Origin of the sequence: Pseudomonas sp. PI1 (genome assembly GCF_000812405.1) — a bacterium.
GTDB lineage: Bacteria > Pseudomonadota > Gammaproteobacteria > Pseudomonadales > Pseudomonadaceae > Pseudomonas > Pseudomonas citronellolis.
Genome location: NZ_JWMC01000001.1, coordinates 1 through 16461, shown reverse-complemented (window position 1 = coordinate 16461; position 16461 = coordinate 1). Strand labels below are relative to the sequence as shown.

Annotated in this window: 12 protein-coding genes, 1 tRNA gene and 1 pseudogene; all 14 read left to right on the top strand. The window is 61.7% G+C overall.

From position 1 onward, the window contains the following. A pseudogene (gene tuf, locus RN02_RS00070) lies at positions 1-363 on the top strand (elongation factor Tu); the annotation flags it as partial. A gap of 53 nt (positions 364-416) precedes the next feature. Further along, positions 417-492: transfer RNA gene (locus RN02_RS00065), tRNA-Trp, on the top strand. A 46-nt stretch (positions 493-538) separates the two neighbouring features. Continuing rightward, positions 539-907 carry a preprotein translocase subunit SecE gene (gene secE / locus RN02_RS00060; RefSeq protein WP_009617115.1) on the top strand — a complete coding sequence of 123 codons (369 nt, stop codon included), beginning with the start codon at positions 539-541 and terminating at the stop codon, positions 905-907. A gap of 9 nt (positions 908-916) precedes the next feature. Continuing rightward, positions 917-1450, top strand: coding sequence for a transcription termination/antitermination protein NusG (gene nusG / locus RN02_RS00055; RefSeq protein WP_009617117.1), 534 nt, complete (start codon positions 917-919; stop codon positions 1448-1450). 119 nt (positions 1451-1569) lie between these two features. Continuing rightward, positions 1570-2001, top strand: a complete 432-nt coding sequence (rplK, locus tag RN02_RS00050) for a 50S ribosomal protein L11 (RefSeq protein ID WP_009617119.1) — start codon at positions 1570-1572, stop codon at positions 1999-2001. Continuing rightward, positions 2001-2696, top strand: coding sequence for a 50S ribosomal protein L1 (gene rplA / locus RN02_RS00045; RefSeq protein ID WP_009617121.1), 696 nt, complete (start codon positions 2001-2003; stop codon positions 2694-2696). Before rplK ends, rplA begins: the two co-directional genes overlap by 1 nt. 204 nt (positions 2697-2900) lie before the next feature. Then, positions 2901-3401 carry a 50S ribosomal protein L10 gene (rplJ, locus tag RN02_RS00040; protein ID WP_009617123.1) on the top strand — a complete coding sequence of 167 codons (501 nt, stop codon included), beginning with the start codon at positions 2901-2903 and terminating at the stop codon, positions 3399-3401. A gap of 77 nt (positions 3402-3478) precedes the next feature. Continuing rightward, complete coding sequence (rplL, locus tag RN02_RS00035; RefSeq protein ID WP_009617125.1) at positions 3479-3847, top strand: 50S ribosomal protein L7/L12; 369 nt, start codon at positions 3479-3481, stop codon at positions 3845-3847. 220 nt (positions 3848-4067) lie between these two features. Beyond that, positions 4068-8141, top strand: a complete 4074-nt coding sequence (gene rpoB / locus RN02_RS00030) for a DNA-directed RNA polymerase subunit beta (protein WP_043312461.1) — start codon at positions 4068-4070, stop codon at positions 8139-8141. Positions 8142-8202: 61 nt separating this feature from the next. Beyond that, a complete protein-coding gene (gene rpoC / locus RN02_RS00025; protein ID WP_009617128.1) occupies positions 8203-12402 on the top strand; it encodes a DNA-directed RNA polymerase subunit beta' in 4200 nt (1399 codons plus the stop codon). A gap of 150 nt (positions 12403-12552) precedes the next feature. Beyond that, positions 12553-12924, top strand: coding sequence for a 30S ribosomal protein S12 (gene rpsL, locus RN02_RS00020; RefSeq protein WP_009617130.1), 372 nt, complete (start codon positions 12553-12555; stop codon positions 12922-12924). Positions 12925-13024: 100 nt separating this feature from the next. Next, positions 13025-13495 (top strand): 30S ribosomal protein S7, encoded by a 471-nt coding sequence (gene rpsG / locus RN02_RS00015; RefSeq protein WP_009617132.1) that lies wholly within the window; start codon positions 13025-13027, stop codon positions 13493-13495. A gap of 30 nt (positions 13496-13525) precedes the next feature. Then, entirely contained in the window at positions 13526-15655 is a 2130-nt protein-coding gene (fusA, locus tag RN02_RS00010; protein WP_009617134.1) for an elongation factor G, read from the top strand. Positions 15656-15685: 30 nt separating this feature from the next. Further along, the coding region (locus tag RN02_RS00005; protein WP_043312460.1) for an elongation factor Tu at positions 15686-16461 on the top strand (776 nt) is incomplete at its 3' end.

The following is a 16461-nucleotide window of genomic DNA, read 5'->3' as shown; positions in this document are numbered from 1 at the left end:
GTCGGCGTCCTGCTGCGCGGCACCAAGCGTGAAGACGTAGAGCGTGGCCAGGTTCTGGCCAAGCCGGGCACCATCAAGCCGCACACCAAGTTCGAGTGCGAAGTGTACGTGCTGTCCAAGGAAGAGGGTGGTCGTCACACCCCGTTCTTCAAGGGCTACCGTCCGCAGTTCTACTTCCGTACCACCGACGTGACCGGCAACTGCGAGCTGCCGGAAGGCGTTGAGATGGTAATGCCGGGTGACAACGTCAAGATGACCGTCACCCTGATCGCCCCGATCGCCATGGAAGACGGCCTGCGCTTCGCTATCCGCGAAGGCGGCCGTACCGTTGGCGCCGGCGTGGTTGCCAAGATCATCGAGTAATCGATTGATCTTTCCCTCTCAGGCCGGCATAATGGTCGGCCTGACTTTGTTCTAGGCCAGTAGCTCAATTGGCAGAGCGGCGGTCTCCAAAACCGCAGGTTGGGGGTTCGATTCCCTCCTGGCCTGCCAAATTTCTCGACGGAATTTGGCATTTCTTCAACGGGATTCCCAGCAGATGAATGCGAAGGCAGAAGCCAACGAGTCGCGTTTTGACATCTTGAAGTGGCTCTTGGTCGCAGTGGTTGTCGTGGTCGGCGTCGTCGCCAACCAGTATTACTCCGCTCAACCGCTCCTCTATCGCGTGCTCGGTATCCTGGTTCTTGCGGCTGTAGCTGGCTTCGTGGCCCTGCAGACCGTCAAGGGTCGTGCCTTCTTCACCCTGGCGAAAGAGGCGCGTGCCGAGATTCGCAAGGTCGTATGGCCGACTCGCCAAGAAACGACTCAGACCACCATGATCGTGGTCGCTGTAGTGCTGGTTATGGCGCTGCTGCTGTGGGGGCTCGACTCCCTGCTGGGTTGGTTGGTTTCCATGATCGTAGGTTAAGGGTGTTCCGTGGCTAAGCGTTGGTACGTAGTGCATGCCTACTCGGGTTACGAGAAGCATGTCATGCGCTCGCTGATCGAGCGGGTCAAGCTGGCCGGCATGGAAGACGAGTTCGGCGAGATTCTGGTTCCCACGGAAGAAGTCGTGGAAATGCGTAACGGCCAGAAGCGCAAGAGCGAGCGCAAGTTCTTCCCCGGCTATGTGCTGGTCCAGATGGAAATGAACGAGGGTACCTGGCACCTGGTCAAGGACACTCCTCGCGTCATGGGCTTCATCGGCGGTACCGCCGACAAGCCGGCTCCGATCACCGACAAGGAGGCTGAGGCCATCCTGCGTCGTGTCGCCGACAGCGGCGACAAGCCCAAGCCGAAGACGCTCTTCGAGCCGGGCGAAACCGTTCGCGTCATCGACGGTCCCTTCGCGGACTTCAATGGCGTGGTTGAAGAGGTCAACTACGAAAAGAGCCGGATCCAGGTCGCAGTGCTCATTTTCGGTCGCTCTACCCCGGTAGAGCTGGAGTTCAGCCAAGTCGAGAAAGTCTGACTTGCACAATGCATCCCACACCCCGCAGCCATAGGCTGCGGGGTTTTGTCGTCCTTGGGATAAACGCGAAAGCAACCGGGGAGCCCTTGTGGCGCTAGAACCCGTAACTGGAGTAGCACATGGCTAAGAAAATTCAGGCTTACATCAAGCTGCAGGTAAAGGCTGGTCAAGCCAACCCGTCGCCGCCGGTCGGTCCCGCTCTGGGTCAGCACGGCGTGAACATCATGGAGTTCTGCAAGGCGTTCAACGCCAAGACCCAGGGCATGGAGCCCGGTCTGCCGACTCCGGTGATCATCACCGTTTACAGCGACCGCAGCTTCACCTTCGAAACCAAGAGCACCCCGGCTTCGGTACTGCTGAAGAAAGCTGCTGGCATCAGCAGCGGCTCCAGCCGTCCGAACAGCCAGAAAGTGGGCACCGTTACCCGTGCTCAGCTGGAAGAGATCGCCAAGACCAAGCAGGCCGATCTGACCGCAGCTGACATGGATGCGGCCGTGCGTACCATCGCCGGCTCCGCGCGTAGCATGGGCCTCAACGTGGAGGGTGTGTAATGGCTAAGCTGACCAAGCGCCAAAAGGCTATCGCCGAGAAAATCGAAGCCGGCAAGCAATACGGCTTCGAAGACGCCGCCAAACTGCTGGCCGAGCTGTCGACCATCAAGTTCAAGGAGTCCGTGGACATCGCCATCAACCTGGGCGTCGATCCGCGTAAATCCGACCAGGTCGTTCGTGGTGCCACCGTTCTGCCGAACGGCACCGGCAAGAGCGTCCGCGTTGCCGTCTTCACCCAGGGCCCGGCTGCCGAAGCCGCTCTGGCTGCAGGCGCCGACAAGGTCGGTATGGACGAGCTGGCTGCCGAGATGAAGGCCGGCGACCTGAACTACGACGTGGTCATCGCCTCCCCGGACGCGATGCGCGTTGTCGGTCAGCTGGGTCAGGTTCTCGGCCCGCGCGGCCTGATGCCGAACCCGAAAGTCGGTACCGTGACCCCGGACGTAGCCACTGCCGTGAAGAACGCCAAGGCTGGTCAGGTTCGCTTCCGTACCGACAAGAACGGCATCATCCACGCCTCCGTTGGCAAGATCGATTTCGAGCCGGTCAAGCTGAAGCAGAACGTCGAAGCTCTGCTGGCTGACCTGAAGCGCCTGAAGCCCGCCTCCTCGAAGGGCGTGTACGTTCAGCGCGTGACCCTGAGCACCACCATGGGCCCGGGTCTGCAGATCGATCAGGCTTCCCTGGAAGGCTGATAGGACAAAGTCGGGTGGTGGGCCTGGCCCATCACCCGCAGGTATTGGGGTCCCTGCCTGGCGGGGGCTGTCCAAGACCGTAGGCGGCGCAAGCCTTAAACCACAAGCCTACGCAGATGGTGCTCCCGATTCGTTAACCGGATCAGACACCAAAACGCCGTCCGGCTCCGGCTGGACGAAACGGTAACATCCAGGAGTAAACCCGTGGCAATTAAACTCGAAGACAAGAAGGCCATCGTCGCTGAAGTCAACGAGGCTGCCAAAGCCGGTCTGTCCGCTGTCGTGGCTGATGCCCGTGGCGTGACCGTCGGCGCAATGACCGGACTCCGTAAAGAGGCCCGCGCAGCTGGTGTGTACGTGAAAGTCGTACGTAACACCCTGCTCAAGCGCGCCGTTGAAGGCACTCAGTTCGAAGTGCTCAACGACACGTTCAAGGGCCCGACCCTGATTGCTTTCTCCAACGAACATCCGGGCGCTGCCGCCCGTATCTTCAAGGAGTTCGCCAAGGGTCAGGACAAGTTCGAGATCAAGGCGGCCGCGTTCGAGGGTCAATTCCTCGCAGCCAATCAGATCGACGTTCTGGCGACCCTGCCGACCTACAACGAAGCCGTTGCACAGCTGATGAGCGTGATCCAAGGCGCCACCAGCAAGCTGGCTCGTACTCTGGCGGCTATTCGCGACCAGAAAGAAGCCGCCGCTGCCTAAGGCAACCGGTACGCTTTCAAACCTTTTTTGTTTAATCGATGGCGCGAGCGCCGTCACCCAATACAGGAATTAGAGTCATGGCTCTGACCAACGAAGACATCATCAACGCCGTATCCGAAATGTCCGTCATGCAGATCGTTGAACTGATCAAGGCGATGGAAGAGAAGTTCGGCGTTACCGCTGCTGCCGCTGTTGCCGCTGGCCCGGCTGTTGCCGCTGCCGCTGCCGAAGAGCAGACCGAGTTCACCATCGTCCTGGCCGAAGCCGGCGACAAGAAAGTGAACGTGATCAAGGTCGTTCGTGAACTGACCGGCCTGGGCCTGAAAGAAGCCAAGGCTGTCGTTGACGGCGCCCCGGGCGTGGTCAAGGAAGGCGCTTCGAAAGAAGAAGCCGAAGCTGCCAAGAAAGCCCTGGAAGAAGCTGGCGCCAAGGTCGAGCTCAAGTAAGCTCGCCCCTTGCGTCTACAGCCCGAGCGTCAAGCGACAGGCTGATGGCTGGTGGCTTTTGCCACCGGCCTTTTTCCGTTCTGGGTGGGGTGCCACAGGCCCCTTCCCATAACGGAAAACTCCCACCCTCAGGGGTGGCGCAAACGCCAGGTTTGCACGATTTTTCGGCTGCTCCCGTGGGAGAGGCCAAACAAGCAGGTGACCAAGCTGGGGAACGCTGATGGCTTACTCATACACTGAGAAAAAACGTATCCGCAAGGACTTTAGCAAGTTGCCGGACGTCATGGATGTGCCGTATTTGCTGGCCATCCAGCTGGATTCCTATCGCGAATTCCTGCAGGCAGGTGCAAGCAAGGATCAGATCCGCGACATCGGTCTGCATGCGGCCTTCAAGTCCGTTTTCCCGATTATCAGCTATTCCGGCAACGCTGCCCTGGAATACGTCGGTTATCGCCTGGGTGAGCCGGCCTTCGACGTCAAGGAGTGCGTGCTGCGCGGCGTGACCTTCGCCGTCCCGCTGCGGGTGAAAGTGCGCCTGATCATCTTCGACAAAGAGTCGTCGAGCAAAGCGATCAAGGACATCAAGGAACAGGAAGTCTACATGGGGGAAATCCCCCTGATGACCGAGAACGGTACCTTCATCATCAACGGTACCGAGCGCGTCATCGTTTCCCAGCTGCACCGTTCCCCGGGTGTGTTCTTCGACCACGACCGTGGCAAGACCCACAGCTCCGGCAAGCTGCTGTACTCCGCGCGCATCATTCCTTACCGCGGTTCCTGGCTGGACTTCGAATTCGATCCGAAGGACTGCGTGTTCGTCCGTATCGACCGTCGCCGCAAGCTGCCGGCGTCCGTCCTGCTGCGCGCGCTGGGCTATAGCACCGAGGAGATCCTCGATGCCTTCTACGCGACCAACGTCTACCACATCAAGGGCGAAGGTCTGCGTCTGGAGCTGGTGCCGCACCGTCTGCGCGGCGAGATCGCCAGCTTCGACATCAAGGATGCCGCCGGCAAGGTCATCGTCGAGGCGGGCCGCCGTATCACCGCGCGCCACATCAACCAGCTGGAAAAGGCTGGCATCACCGAGCTGGAAGTGCCCTTCGACTACCTCATTGGCCGTACCGTGGCCAAGGCTGTCGTGCACCCGGCTACCGGCGAGATCATCGCCGAGTGCAACACCGAGCTGACCGTCGACGTCCTGGCGAAGATCGCCAAGGCCCAGGTCGTGCGCCTGGAAACCCTGTACACCAACGACATCGACTGCGGTCCGTTCATCTCCGACACGCTGAAGATCGACTCCACCGGCAACCAGCTGGAAGCCCTGGTCGAGATCTACCGCATGATGCGTCCCGGCGAGCCGCCGACCAAGGAAGCCGCAGAGACCCTGTTCGGCAACCTGTTCTTCAGCGCCGAGCGCTACGACCTGTCCGCCGTTGGCCGCATGAAGTTCAACCGCCGCATCGGCCGCAGCGAGATCGAAGGTCCGGGCGTGCTGAGCAAGGAAGACATCGTCGACGTACTGCGCACCCTGGTCGACATCCGTAACGGCAAGGGCATCGTCGACGACATCGACCACCTGGGCAACCGTCGCGTCCGCTGCGTCGGCGAGATGGCCGAGAACCAGTTCCGCGTTGGCCTGGTGCGCGTCGAGCGCGCGGTCAAGGAACGCCTGTCCATGGCCGAAAGCGAAGGCCTGATGCCGCAGGACCTGATCAACGCCAAGCCGGTGGCCGCCGCGATCAAGGAGTTCTTCGGTTCCAGCCAGCTGTCGCAGTTCATGGACCAGAACAACCCGCTCTCCGAGATCACCCACAAGCGCCGCGTCTCCGCACTCGGCCCGGGCGGTCTGACCCGTGAGCGCGCGGGCTTCGAGGTCCGTGACGTACACCCGACCCACTACGGCCGCGTGTGCCCGATCGAAACCCCCGAAGGTCCGAACATCGGCCTGATCAACTCCCTGGCGACCTACGCCCGCACCAACAAGTACGGCTTCCTGGAAAGCCCGTACCGCGTGGTGAAGGAAGGCCTGGTCAGCGACGAGATCGTGTTCCTCTCCGCCATCGAAGAGGCCGACCACGTGATCGCCCAGGCCTCCGCGACCCTGGACGCGAAGGGCCGCCTGATCGACGAACTGGTCGCCGTACGTCACCTGAACGAATTCACCGTGAAGGCGCCGGAAGACGTCACCCTCATGGACGTATCGCCGAAGCAGGTCGTTTCCGTCGCTGCCTCGCTGATTCCGTTCCTCGAGCACGACGACGCCAACCGTGCGCTCATGGGTTCGAACATGCAGCGTCAGGCCGTTCCGACCCTGCGCGCCGACAAGCCGCTGGTGGGCACCGGCATGGAGCGCAACGTCGCCCGTGACTCCGGTGTCTGCGTCGTGGCTCGCCGCGGCGGTGTGATCGACTCGGTCGACGCCAGCCGTATCGTGGTGCGCGTGGCGGATGATGAGGTCGAGACCGGTGAAGCCGGCGTCGACATCTACAACCTGACCAAGTACACCCGTTCCAACCAGAACACCTGCATCAATCAGCGTCCGCTGGTGAGCAAGGGTGACGTGATCGCCCGCGGCGACATCCTCGCCGACGGTCCGTCCACCGACATGGGTGAGCTGGCCCTGGGCCAGAACATGCGCGTCGCCTTCATGCCCTGGAACGGCTTCAACTTCGAAGACTCCATCTGCCTGTCCGAGCGCGTGGTCCAGGAAGATCGTTTCACCACGATCCACATCCAGGAACTGACCTGCGTCGCCCGTGACACCAAGCTCGGCCCAGAGGAAATCACCGCGGACATCCCGAACGTGGGTGAGGCCGCGCTGAACAAGCTGGACGAAGCCGGCATCGTCTACGTCGGCGCCGAAGTGCAGGCCGGCGACATCCTGGTCGGCAAGGTCACCCCGAAAGGCGAGACCCAGCTGACTCCGGAAGAGAAGCTGCTGCGCGCGATCTTCGGTGAGAAGGCGTCCGACGTTAAGGACACCTCCCTGCGCGTGCCGACCGGCACCAAGGGCACCGTGATCGACGTCCAGGTCTTCACCCGCGACGGCGTGGAGCGCGACAGCCGCGCCCTGTCCATCGAGAAGATGCAGCTCGACGAGATCCGCAAGGACCTCAACGAGGAGTTCCGCATCGTCGAAGGCGCCACCTTCGAGCGTCTGCGCTCCGCCCTGGTCGGCGCCGTCGCCGATGGCGGCCCGGCGCTGAAGAAAGGCACCGAGATCACCGACGAGTACCTCGACGGCCTCGAGCGCGGCCAGTGGTTCAAGCTGCGCATGGCCGAAGACGCCCTGAACGATCAGTTGGAGAAGGCCCAGGCCTACCTCAGCGACCGCCGTCAGATGCTCGACGACAAGTTCGAGGACAAGAAGCGCAAGCTGCAGCAGGGCGACGACCTGGCTCCGGGCGTGCTGAAGATCGTCAAGGTCTACCTCGCCATCAAGCGCCGCATCCAGCCGGGCGACAAGATGGCCGGCCGCCACGGTAACAAGGGTGTGGTCTCGGTGATCATGCCGGTCGAAGACATGCCGCACGACGCCAACGGCACGCCGGTGGACATCGTTCTGAACCCGCTGGGCGTACCCTCGCGGATGAACGTCGGTCAGATCCTCGAAACCCACCTGGGCCTCGCGGCCAAGGGCCTGGGCGAGAAGATCAACCGCATGCTCGAAGAGCAGCGCAAGATCGCCGAGCTGCGCCAGTTCCTGAACGAGATCTACAACGAGATCGGTGGCCGCCAGGAGAACCTGGAAGAGCTGTCCGATAACGAGATCGTCGCTCTGGCCAACAACCTCAAGGGCGGCGTGCCCATGGCTACCCCGGTGTTCGACGGTGCCAAGGAGCGCGAGATCAAGGCCATGCTGAAGCTGGCCGACCTGCCGGAGAGCGGCCAGATGCGCCTGTTCGACGGCCGCACCGGCAACCAGTTCGAGCGTCCGACCACCGTCGGCTACATGTACATGCTCAAACTGAACCACCTGGTCGATGACAAGATGCACGCACGTTCCACCGGCTCCTACAGCCTGGTCACCCAGCAGCCGCTGGGTGGCAAGGCGCAGTTCGGTGGCCAGCGTTTCGGGGAGATGGAGGTCTGGGCGCTGGAAGCCTACGGCGCCGCCTACACCCTGCAGGAAATGCTGACCGTGAAGTCGGACGACGTGAACGGCCGTACCAAGATGTACAAGAACATCGTGGACGGGGATCACCGCATGGAGGCCGGCATGCCCGAGTCCTTCAACGTGCTGATCAAAGAGATCCGCTCGCTCGGCATCGATATCGAACTGGAAACCGAATAACACGTGACGATAAACGGTGCGGCGGCTAGCCGCCGCACCGGGTCCGTGAGGAGGAAAGGCCTTGAAAGACTTGCTCAATCTGTTGAAAAACCAGGGTCAAATCGAGGAGTTCGATGCCATCCGTATTGGTCTGGCCTCGCCCGAGATGATTCGTTCCTGGTCGTTCGGCGAAGTTAAGAAGCCGGAGACCATCAACTACCGTACCTTCAAGCCGGAGCGCGATGGCCTGTTCTGCGCCAAGATCTTCGGCCCGGTGAAGGACTACGAGTGCCTGTGCGGTAAGTACAAGCGCCTGAAGCACCGCGGTGTGATCTGCGAGAAGTGCGGCGTCGAAGTCGCCCTGGCCAAGGTGCGCCGCGAGCGCATGGGCCACATCGAACTGGCCTCGCCGGTCGCCCACATCTGGTTCCTGAAGTCCCTGCCGTCCCGTATCGGCCTGCTGCTGGACATGACCCTGCGTGACATCGAGCGCGTGCTCTACTTCGAGAGCTACGTGGTGATCGACCCGGGCATGACCACCCTGGAGAAGGGCCAGCTGCTGAACGACGAGCAGTACTTCGAAGCCCTCGAAGAGTTCGGTGACGACTTCGACGCGCGCATGGGCGCCGAAGCCGTTCGCGAGCTGCTCAATCAGATCGACCTGGAGCACGAGATCGGCCGCCTGCGCGAAGAGATTCCGCAGACCAACTCGGAAACCAAGATCAAGAAGCTGTCCAAGCGCCTGAAGCTGATGGAAGCCTTCCAGGGCTCCGGCAACCATCCGGAGTGGATGGTGCTGACCGTCCTGCCGGTGCTGCCGCCGGACCTGCGTCCGCTGGTTCCGCTGGATGGCGGCCGCTTCGCGACTTCGGATCTGAACGATCTGTACCGCCGGGTGATCAACCGTAACAACCGTCTGAAGCGCCTGCTCGACCTGGCCGCTCCGGACATCATCGTGCGCAACGAAAAGCGCATGCTGCAGGAAGCCGTCGACGCCCTGCTGGACAACGGTCGCCGCGGTCGCGCCATCACCGGCTCGAACAAGCGCCCGCTGAAGTCCCTGGCCGACATGATCAAGGGCAAGCAAGGTCGCTTCCGTCAGAACCTGCTCGGCAAGCGCGTGGACTACTCCGGTCGTTCGGTAATCACCGTCGGCCCGACCCTGCGCCTGCACCAGTGCGGCCTGCCGAAGAAGATGGCCCTCGAGCTGTTCAAGCCGTTCATCTTCGGCAAGCTCGAAGCCCGCGGCATGGCCACCACCATCAAGGCCGCGAAGAAGATGGTCGAGCGCGAGCTGCCCGAGGTCTGGGACGTTCTCGCCGAAGTCATCCGCGAACACCCCGTGCTGCTGAACCGTGCGCCGACTCTGCACCGTCTGGGTATCCAGGCGTTCGAGCCGGTGCTCATCGAAGGCAAGGCGATCCAGCTGCACCCGCTGGTTTGCGCGGCGTACAACGCCGACTTCGACGGTGACCAGATGGCCGTCCACGTTCCGCTGACCCTCGAGGCCCAGCTGGAAGCGCGCGCGCTGATGATGTCGACCAACAACATCCTCTCGCCCGCCAACGGCGAGCCGATCATCGTGCCGTCGCAGGACGTGGTGATGGGTCTGTACTACATGACCCGTGAAGCCATCAACGCCAAGGGCGAGGGCATGGCCTTCGCCGACCTGCAGGAAGTCGACCGCGCGTACCGCAGCGGCCAGGTGTCCCTGCACGCCCGCGTGAAAGTACGGATCAACGAGAAGATCAAGAACGAAGACGGCAGCCTGACCGCCAACACCCGCATCGTCGACTCCACCGTCGGCCGTGCCCTGCTGTTCCAGGTCGTGCCGGCAGGCCTGCCGTACGACGTGGTCAACCAGCCGATGAAGAAGAAGGCGATCTCCAAGCTGATCAACCACTGCTACCGCGTGGTGGGTCTGAAGGACACCGTCATCTTCGCCGACCAGCTGATGTACACCGGCTTCGCCTACTCGACCATCTCCGGCGTCTCGATCGGCGTGAACGACTTCGTCATCCCGGACGAGAAGGCGCGCATCATCAATGCCGCCACCGAGGAAGTGAAGGAGATCGAGACCCAGTACGCCTCCGGTCTGGTAACCCAGGGCGAGAAGTACAACAAGGTGATCGACCTCTGGTCCAAGGCCAACGACGAAGTGTCCAAGGCGATGATGGCCAACCTCTCGAAAGAGAAGGTCATCGACCGCGAGGGCAAGGAAGTCGACCAGGAGTCCTTCAACTCCATGTACATGATGGCGGACTCCGGTGCGCGGGGTTCCGCGGCCCAGATCCGCCAGCTGGCCGGTATGCGTGGCCTGATGGCCAAGCCGGACGGCTCGATCATCGAGACCCCCATCACCGCGAACTTCCGTGAAGGCCTGAACGTACTCCAGTACTTCATCTCCACCCACGGTGCTCGTAAAGGCCTGGCGGATACCGCACTGAAGACCGCGAACTCCGGTTACCTGACCCGTCGCCTGGTCGACGTGGCCCAGGACCTGGTAGTGACCGAGATCGACTGCGGCACCGAGCACGGCCTGCTGATGTCGCCGCACATCGAAGGCGGCGACGTGGTGGAACCGCTGGGCGAGCGCGTGCTCGGCCGTGTGGTCGCGCGCGACGTGTTCAAGCCCGGTGGCGACGACGTCATCGTGCCTGCCGGTACCCTGATCGACGAGAAGTGGGTCGATTTCCTCGAGCAGATGAGCGTCGACGAAGTCCTGGTCCGTTCGCCGATCACCTGCGAAACCCGTCACGGCATCTGCTCCAAGTGCTACGGCCGCGATCTGGCCCGTGGTCACCAGGTGAACATCGGTGAAGCGGTCGGCGTCATCGCCGCGCAGTCGATCGGTGAGCCGGGTACCCAGCTGACCATGCGTACCTTCCACATCGGTGGTGCGGCCAGCCGGACCTCCGCCGTGGACAACGTCCAGGTGAAGAACGGCGGTACCATCCGCCTGCACAACCTGAAGCACGTCGAGCGTGCCGACGGCGCGCTGGTGGCGGTTTCCCGTTCCGGCGAGCTGGCCGTGGCCGACGACTTCGGTCGCGAGCGCGAGCGCTACAAGCTGCCGTACGGCGCGGTTATCTCGGTCAAGGAAGGTGACAAGGTCGACCCGGGCGCCATCGTCGCCAAGTGGGACCCGCACACCCACCCGATCGTCACCGAAGTGGACGGTACCGTTGCCTTTGCCGGCATGGAAGAGAACATCACCGTCAAGCGCCAGACCGACGAACTCACCGGTCTGACCAACATCGAGGTGATGGATCCGAAAGACCGTCCGGCTTCCGGCAAGGACATCCGTCCGGCGGTGAAGCTGATCGACGCCGCAGGCAAGGACCTGCTGCTGCCGGGCACCGACGTGCCGGCACAGTACTTCCTGCCCGCCAACGCCCTGGTCAACCTGACCGACGGCGCCAAGGTGCGCGTGGGTGACGTGGTTGCACGTATCCCGCAGGAAACCTCGAAGACCCGCGACATCACCGGTGGTCTGCCGCGCGTTGCCGACCTGTTCGAGGCTCGTCGTCCGAAAGAGCCTTCGATCCTGGCGGAAATCAGCGGCACCATCTCCTTCGGCAAGGAAACCAAGGGCAAGCGCCGCCTGGTCATCACGCCGAACGATGGTAGCGATCCGTACGAGGAACTGATTCCGAAGTGGCGTCACCTGAACGTGTTCGAAGGCGAACAGGTGAACCGCGGCGAAGTCATCTCCGACGGCCCGAGCAACCCGCACGACATCCTGCGTCTGCTGGGCGTCAGCTCGCTGGCCAAGTACATCGTCAACGAGATCCAGGACGTGTACCGCCTGCAGGGCGTGAAGATCAACGACAAGCACATCGAGACCATCCTGCGGCAGATGCTGCGCAAGGTCGAAGTGGCCGAGTCGGGCGACTCCTCCTTCATCAAGGGCGACCAGGTCGAACTGGTCCAGGTGCTGGAAGAGAACGAAGTACTGGCCACCGTGGACAAGTTCCCGGCCAAGTACGAGCGCGTCCTGCTGGGTATCACCAAGGCCTCGCTGTCGACCGAGTCGTTCATCTCCGCGGCTTCCTTCCAGGAGACCACCCGCGTCCTCACCGAGGCGGCGGTCACCGGCAAGCGCGACTTCCTGCGCGGCCTGAAGGAAAACGTGGTGGTCGGTCGACTGATCCCGGCGGGTACCGGCCTTGCCTATCACAGCGAGCGCAAGCGTCAGCGCGAGCTCGGCAAACCGCAGCGCGTGAGCGCCAGCGAAGCCGAAGCAGCACTGGCCGAAGCGCTCAACCTGAGTGGCAATTAAGCCTTGAGCGAAGCCCCGGCTGTCCTGACAGCCGGGGCTTTGTCTTGACGGGGTGCTGGAAGCTCTTTAGTATTTTGTACCCCGAAAATTGGCAGGGCGCATGCTCTGCCATTTCGTTTAAGTGTCGTAAGACAATCAGTGGAGCTATAGATGGCAACTATCAACCAGCTGGTGCGTAAGCCGCGCAAGCGCATGGTCGACAAGAGCGACGTGCCGGCGCTGCAGAACTGCCCGCAACGTCGTGGCGTATGCACCCGCGTATACACCACCACGCCGAAAAAGCCGAACTCGGCACTGCGTAAGGTATGCCGTGTTCGCCTGACCAACGGCTACGAAGTCACTTCGTACATCGGTGGTGAAGGTCACAACCTGCAAGAGCACAGCGTAGTGCTGATCCGTGGCGGTCGTGTAAAGGACCTTCCGGGTGTGCGTTACCACACCGTGCGCGGTTCGCTGGACACCTCGGGTGTCAAAGACCGTAAGCAGGGTCGTTCCAAGTACGGCGCCAAGCGTCCGAAGTAATCGTTTTTTCCTATTTGCTGAGTCGATAAGAGTAAGGTCGGGCGCGTAACCAAAGTGTTGCAGTCCCGGGCTAACCTGAAGACCGTTTGAGGGCTTATCAATGCCAAGACGTCGTGTAGCGGCCAAACGTGAGATCCTGGCCGATCCGAAATACGGAAGCCAGATTCTGGCCAAGTTCATGAACCACGTGATGGAAAGCGGCAAGAAAGCCGTTGCCGAGCGTATCGTTTACGGTGCTCTGGACAAGGTCAAAGAGCGCAGTAAAGGTGACCCCCTGGAACTCTTCGAGAAAGCTCTCGACGCCATCGCTCCGCTGGTCGAAGTGAAGTCCCGCCGTGTCGGCGGTGCTACCTACCAGGTTCCGGTCGAAGTACGTCCGTCCCGTCGTAATGCCCTGGCCATGCGCTGGCTGGTGGACTACGCCCGCAAGCGCGGCGAGAAGTCCATGGCCCTGCGCCTCGCCGGCGAACTGCTGGATGCCGCCGAAGGCAAAGGCGCCGCCGTCAAGAAGCGTGAAGACGTGCACCGTATGGCTGAAGCCAACAAGGCCTTCTCCCACTACCGCTTCTAATCGCGGCTTCCATTCTTTTGCGAGGGCTTTATGGCTCGTACTACAGCAATTAACCGCTACCGGAACATTGGTATCTGCGCCCACGTCGACGCGGGCAAGACCACCACTACCGAGCGGATCCTGTTCTACACAGGTCTCAGCCACAAGATGGGTGAGGTACACGACGGCGCTGCTACCACCGACTGGATGGTGCAGGAGCAGGAGCGTGGTATCACCATCACCTCCGCTGCGATCACGACCTTCTGGGAAGGTTCGCGCGGCCAGTACGACAAGTACCGCGTAAACGTCATCGACACCCCCGGCCACGTAGACTTCACCATTGAAGTCGAGCGCTCCCTGCGCGTACTGGACGGTGCTGTCGTGGTGTTCTGCGGCACCTCCGGCGTTGAGCCGCAGTCCGAAACCGTATGGCGTCAGGCCAACAAGTACGGCGTTCCGCGTATCGTCTACGTGAACAAGATGGACCGCGCCGGCGCCAACTTCCTGCGCGTCGTCGGTCAGATCAAGAACCGCCTGGGCCACACCCCGGTCCCGGTTCAGCTGGCCATCGGTGCAGAAGATGACTTCCAGGGTCAGATCGACCTGATGAAGATGAAGGCCATCTACTGGAACGAAGACGACAAGGGCACCAGCTACCGCGAGGAAGAGATTCCCGCCGAGCTGCTGGACCTGGCCAACGAATGGCGCAACAACATGGTCGAGGCTGCTGCCGAGGCCAACGAAGAGCTGATGAACAAGTACCTGGAAGGTGGCGAGCTGTCGATCGAAGAGATCAAGGCCGGCCTGCGCCAGCGTACCATCGCCTGCGAAATCGTTCCGGCGGTCTGCGGTTCGTCCTTCAAGAACAAGGGCGTGCCCCTGGTTCTGGACGCCGTCATCGACTTCCTGCCTGCTCCGACCGAGATCCCGGCCATCCAGGGCGTCCACCCGGACAGCACCGATGACAACGAGATCCACGACGAGCGTCCGGCTGACGACAACGCTCCGTTCTCCGCTCTGGCGTTCAAGATCGCTACCGACCCGTTCGTCGGTACCCTGACCTTCGTCCGCGTCTACTCGGGCGTTCTGGAGTCCGGCCAGTCGGTCATCAACTCCGTGAAGGGCAAGAAAGAGCGCGTTGGTCGTATGGTGCAGATGCACGCCAACCAGCGTGACGAGATCAAGGAAGTGCGCGCTGGCGACATCGCGGCTCTGATCGGCATGAAGGACGTCACCACCGGTGACACCCTGTGCGACATCGAGAAGCCGATCATCCTCGAGCGCATGGACTTCCCGGAGCCGGTCATCTCGGTGGCTGTCGAGCCGAAGACCAAGGCTGACCAGGAGAAGATGGGCATCGCCCTCGGCAAGCTGGCCCAGGAAGACCCGTCGTTCCGCGTCAAGACCGACGAAGAAACCGGCCAGACCATCATCTCCGGTATGGGTGAGCTGCACCTGGACATCCTCGTCGACCGCATGAAGCGCGAGTTCGGCGTCGAGGCCAACATCGGCAAGCCGCAGGTTTCCTACCGCGAAACCATCTCCAAGGACAACGTCGAGATCGAAGGCAAGTTCGTTCGTCAGTCCGGTGGTCGCGGTCAGTTCGGTCACTGCTGGATCCGCTTCTCGACTCCGGATGTGGACGAGAAGGGCAACATCACCGAAGGCCTGGTGTTCACCAGCGAAGTCGTAGGTGGTGTGGTTCCGAAGGAATACATCCCGGCGATCCAGAAGGGCATCGAAGAGCAGATGAAGAACGGCGTCGTCGCCGGCTATCCGCTCATCGGCCTGAAGGCCACCGTGTTCGATGGTTCCTACCACGACGTCGACTCCAACGAGATGGCGTTCAAGATCGCTGCTTCCATGGCGACCAAGCAGCTGGCCCAGAAGGGCGGCGGCAAGGTGCTCGAGCCGATCATGAAAGTGGAAGTGGTGACTCCTGAGGACTACATGGGCGACGTGATGGGCGACCTGAACCGTCGTCGCGGTCTGATTCAGGGGATGGAAGACTCGGTTTCCGGTAAGGTTATCCGTGCCGAGGTTCCGCTGGGCGAGATGTTCGGTTATGCGACCGACGTACGTTCCATGTCCCAGGGTCGCGCGAGCTACTCCATGGAATTCTCCAAATACGCCGAAGCTCCGTCGAACATCGTCGAAGCGCTGGTTAAAAAACAAGCTTGATTCAGCCCTTTAAGTTAAGAGGTTACTGTCGTGGCTAAGGAAAAATTTGAACGTAACAAACCGCACGTCAACGTTGGCACCATCGGCCACGTCGACCACGGTAAGACCACTCTGACCGCTGCTCTGACCAAGGTCTGCTCCGAGACCTGGGGTGGCTCCGCTCGCGCCTTCGACCAGATCGACAACGCGCCGGAAGAGAAAGCCCGTGGTATCACCATCAACACTTCGCACGTCGAATACGACTCGCCGGTACGCCACTACGCTCACGTAGACTGCCCGGGCCACGCCGACTACGTGAAGAACATGATCACCGGTGCTGCCCAGATGGACGGCGCGATCCTGGTTTGCTCGGCTGCCGACGGCCCCATGCCGCAGACCCGCGAGCACATCCTGCTGTCCCGTCAGGTAGGCGTTCCCTACATCGTCGTGTTCCTGAACAAGGCCGACATGGTTGACGACGCCGAGCTGCTGGAACTGGTCGAGATGGAAGTTCGCGACCTGCTGAACACCTACGACTTCCCGGGCGACGACACTCCGATCGTGATCGGTTCCGCGCTGATGGCCCTGAACGGCCAGGATGACAACGAGATGGGCGTTTCCGCCGTGCGCAAGCTGGTGGAAACCCTGGACTCCTACATCCCCGAGCCGGTTCGTGCCATCGACCAGCCGTTCCTGATGCCGATCGAAGACGTGTTCTCGATCTCCGGTCGCGGCACCGTGGTAACCGGTCGTGTCGAGCGCGGTATCGTCAAGGTCCAGGAAGAAGTGGAAATCGTCGGCATCCGTCCGACCACCAAGACCACCTG

Coding starts and splice junctions, on each gene's coding strand:
- secE (WP_009617115.1), top strand. CDS start 539: ATGAATGCGAAGGCAGAAGCCAACGAGTCGCGTTTTGACATCTTGAAG.
- rplK (WP_009617119.1), top strand. CDS start 1,570: ATGGCTAAGAAAATTCAGGCTTACATCAAGCTGCAGGTAAAGGCTGGT.
- rplA (WP_009617121.1), top strand. CDS start 2,001: ATGGCTAAGCTGACCAAGCGCCAAAAGGCTATCGCCGAGAAAATCGAA.
- rplL (WP_009617125.1), top strand. CDS start 3,479: ATGGCTCTGACCAACGAAGACATCATCAACGCCGTATCCGAAATGTCC.
- rpoB (WP_043312461.1), top strand. CDS start 4,068: ATGGCTTACTCATACACTGAGAAAAAACGTATCCGCAAGGACTTTAGC.
- rpsL (WP_009617130.1), top strand. CDS start 12,553: ATGGCAACTATCAACCAGCTGGTGCGTAAGCCGCGCAAGCGCATGGTC.
- rpsG (WP_009617132.1), top strand. CDS start 13,025: ATGCCAAGACGTCGTGTAGCGGCCAAACGTGAGATCCTGGCCGATCCG.
- fusA (WP_009617134.1), top strand. CDS start 13,526: ATGGCTCGTACTACAGCAATTAACCGCTACCGGAACATTGGTATCTGC.